The 4,381-nt window shown below is 23.6% G+C and carries 2 protein-coding genes and 1 pseudogene; all 3 read left to right on the top strand.

Annotation, left to right across the window (positions count from 1 at the left end):
• On the top strand, positions 1–3,138 hold a 3,138-nt coding region (locus ACWYO2_RS04925), incomplete at its 5' end, for a hypothetical protein (protein ID WP_455515375.1).
• 36 nt (positions 3,139–3,174) lie between these two features.
• Positions 3,175–4,158, top strand: coding sequence for a hypothetical protein (locus ACWYO2_RS04930; RefSeq protein ID WP_455515376.1), 984 nt, complete (start codon positions 3,175–3,177; stop codon positions 4,156–4,158).
• A 27-nt stretch (positions 4,159–4,185) separates the two neighbouring features.
• Positions 4,186–4,381 (top strand): annotated as a pseudogene (locus ACWYO2_RS04935) (Imm49 family immunity protein); the annotation flags it as partial.

Genomic DNA, 4,381 nt, shown 5'->3' on the forward strand with positions numbered 1-4,381 from the left:
TTATTTGATAATATTAATCTATTAAGTAATAATATATTAATAGAAGGAGCTAAATTAAAAGCTTTAGATAACTTAAATATTAAAGCAGATAATATAACCCTTAAATCAATAGTAGAAGAGAGAGAAACATATTTAGTAACTGATGAAATAAAATTTATTAATAGATATGAAGAATTAAAGAAATCAAGTTTAGAAGCAAATAATATATTAGTTAATTCAAAAGAAACTAATTTAAGTGGAGATATAAAGGCAAAAGAAAATATAGATATATTATCAGAAAAAGTAAATATCACTGGAGATAAAATAACTAATAAATCACATATATTAAATAATTACACGGATATATTAGTAAAAGAAGAAAAAATAGATAATAGTACCATTAATGCTAAAAATATATTTATTAAATCAAAAGAAACAAATATAGTATCTTCTAATTTAAATGTAGATGAAGAGTTTAATATAGATTCAGATAAATTATTAATAACAAATAAAAAAACAAAAGAATTTAAGGAATTAAAAACAATATCAAATAAAGAATATTTATTAGATGAAAAAGAAATAAGTAATAATTCCAATATTAATGCAAAAGAAATAAATCTAAATAATAGTGAAACTACAATAAAAGCTTCAAATGTAACAGTAGATAAATTAATAGGAAAAAATATATATGTTAAATCTGAAATTCTTAACAATGAATATATTAAGAAAAGTAAAAATATAACATATAAAGAAGATGTAGATGTTAAATATCAAGAAAATGTAAGTTCTAATATATTAGCAAAACATATTAAAACTAAAAGTTTAGATATAGAAGGTTCTAATGTAGAAACAAATAAACTAGAAATAAAAGACTTAAATGTTAAATCACAAGTTTTAAAAACGGATGTAAAACAAAGAGTAGAAACATTTAATTTAGTTGATAATGTAAATGGTAACGCAGATAAAGAAAATTTAAAATTAGATGGAAGTATAACACTTTTTTCTCACAAGATAAATAAAAAAGATAATAGTTATGAAGGAAATGAAAAAAGTAATATATTAGTAAAAGAAGAAGCAAATATAGATAAACTAGATATATTAAGTTCTAATGTAGATTTAAATAATGGAAAAATAAATAGTTTGAATGTTAAATCTCAAGAATTAAATAATAAAGAAAATGAAAATAACTATAGTGGTGGATTAAACTTAAGTGGTAATATAGGAATAACAGGTATAGGAGCTGGTATAAATCTAAATATACAAAACCAAAATATTAAGTCAAAATCTAAAATTCATGAAAGTAGTAATATATCATTAAAAGGTAATACAACAATAGAAAAAGAACTTGATATTACAAATACTAGTCTTACTTATGATAACTTAACAGTGGATGCAAAAGAAGTAAACTTTAGGGCAATAAAAGATAATAGTGATAGAACAGAAAATCAAACAGGAGTTAATCTAGGTATTAATGCAAGTGTAAGTTCACCTATAGTAAGAGATGTATTAACTATGGGTAAAGGGGTAAAAAATCTTTTAGATGGAAATGTAGTAAAAGCAATGTCTAATGTAGCTAATGGTTACGTAGGAGCTGTTGATGATTTATCAAGTAATGTAAAGATTAAAAAGAGTTTTGTTGATGGAAATAATAATATAACAACAAAATATGTTGTAGCAACAAGAGAAGATCTTAATGATATAGGTAAGAAAGTAAATGGAGAAACAGTTAAATTAAAAAAAGATATATCAGGTTATATAAATATTGGAGGAGATTTAAGTTTAAATATATCAAATAAAACTATATTATCACATAATGAAAAAGTTAAAGGAAATACATTAAGTGGTGGAAATATATCATTTAATAATAATGATAAAGTAAACTTTACATCAACGGTAATAAAAGATAGTAAGCTAGTATATAATAATGTTAAAGAAGTAAATAAGAATGTAGAAGTAGAAAATAATAGTAATACAACAATAGATGCAAGTATAGGTTTAGGGTTAGCTGCAAAATTAGATACTTCTCAAAATAAGGTAAACTTAGGTGACATAAATATATCAGCAAAAGTAAGTACAGATGAAATAATAGAAAAAAATAATAAGCTAAATCATTTAGAAAAAGTAAAAGAAGTATATAATAATGTAGAAAATGTAAATATACAAGGATTAAAAACAAAAGATAGTTCTTTAGAAGGGGCAATAAATAATTTATCTATAAAAGAAGTAAAAGATGAAAAGACAAGAAAAAAGCTAGGAGTAGGAGTTGATATATCATTAAATATATCAGGAATGCCTACAGGTGGAAATATAGAAGGGGAATTTATAGATAAAAGAGAAGAGAAAGTCTATAAAAATGATTTAGAATTAAGTAATGTAAAAGTAAATAATTTAACAGTAAAAGAAGAAAAAGAGAATAGTCATAATATAGACTTTGGCTATAAGGTGGGAACATCAGGAATAAGTGGAAGAGTTGGTGATTTAGATTTAAGTTCAGGATTAGTAAATGCAATATTAAATCCTGAAGAATTTAAACATAAACAAGAAATGGCTTCTAAAGATATAGAAAGTACAGTTAAAGGAATAAAATCAAAAATTGAAAATGATAAGAATGCTATTAGTGATGAATTGACAGATATAGCAGATGAAGAGAAAAGAAGTTTAAAAGAATTATCAAACTACCATTTAAATGGAGAATACATAGTAAGAAAAATAAATATAGAAAAAGCAAAGACTAAAAATGAAAGACTTACATTAGTACAGTCACTAGGATTTAATGATTTAAAAGTATTTGATAAGATAACTGATGAAAATATACATGAATATTCTGAAAATTTTCAAAGAAGATACTATGAAGCAAAAGAAAGAGGCGAAGAATTAAGAGTAGCAGTAGATCAATATGGTAATGTGTATACATTTGGTGATATGAGTGAGCTAGAATTTAAAAAAGGAATAGCAAGAGAATATGGTATACATGAAGAGGGAAGAATAACAGAAGAAGGTAAATTGTTAGGAGCAACTTCTGGAAATATATATTCAGAATATGTAATAAATGGTAGTGAAGAAATAGAACAACTATCAAAAGATGAAATATCAAGTATTCCAAGTGATGCAGAAGTTATTAGTGATAATTTAATAAAAGATGGTTTAAAAAAAGTTTAGTCTTTTGTAAAAGAAAAAGTTCCTGTTGGATTAGTAATGACGGATGTTTATATAAGTACAAAAACTTTAGTAAAGTATGCAGTAAAAGGAGCAAATCTTACAGTAGGACAAGCAATAGTATTAACAATATCAGGTATAGATGGATTAGATGAATTTAATAAATATATGAATTGTGGCACTATATATGGAGAGTGTGATACATTCTTAAAAAATTTTTTAGGAGATAATGCATATAGCGTATTTAAGGGAACTGCAACTGCTATAGGTATAACACAAATTGGTAAAGATATATATACTGTAGCTATAAAAGATGGTAAAATAATAGAGATTGGTAAAAAGTTTACAGATATAAATGAATTAAAAGCAGTTTTTTCTAATTTGAAAAAAAGTAGTAAAAATGTATTAAATAAAGGTAAAAATTTTTTAAAATCAGATAAAGCTTTGGTTGTAGTAAAAAATACAGTAGCAACAAAAATAGATGATATATTATCAATTTCAAGACAAAATGATATATCAATTACAAAAAATAGCATTAGTGGTAAAATTGTATCAAATGATGGCTATAAAGTATCATACGATACTAAGAAATATGGTCAGGCAATTAATGATATTATAAAAAATGGAGATGCAACAGGAGCAAAAACTGAAAAAATTGTAGATGGTATATTAAAAGATAATCCAAATTTAGTAGTATATAATGCTAAATATGGTGGGAATAAAGGTATAGATCATTTAGTATATAATAAAAAAACAGGAGAATATTGGGTAATAGATAGTAAACAAATAGCTAAAACCAAGACACTAGAGTCAGGTGGAATTAAACTTTTAGAAAATGGGGCTAAAAATAAAAGACAATTAACAGAAGATTGGATAGAAGCTGTAGCAGATAAATTATATAAAAATGAAGGGGAACATTTAAAACAAATAATAAAAAATGGAAATTATAGAACAGCAGTAATAGGAGTTAATAAAAATACTGGAGAAATAATATTAGTTCCAATTAGTGTTGAAAATAAATAGTTAAAATATATTATATAAGGAGAAAAAATGTTAGTTAATGATAAAGTGAAAGAAGAAAGAATAAATTTAGTAATAAGTAATTTAGATTATGCGATAAAAGACGAAAAAGAATCATTGGAATATGTCTTAAAAAAATTGGGAAATCCTTTAATATGTATGAAATTTATTGGTGATAAATATTTATATAGTGCTTCAAAAAATTTACTTTTTGAAAAAGACTTAG

The organism is Pseudostreptobacillus sp., assembly GCF_977040545.1.

Coding starts and splice junctions, on each gene's coding strand:
- ACWYO2_RS04930 (WP_455515376.1), top strand. CDS start 3,175: ATGACGGATGTTTATATAAGTACAAAAACTTTAGTAAAGTATGCAGTA.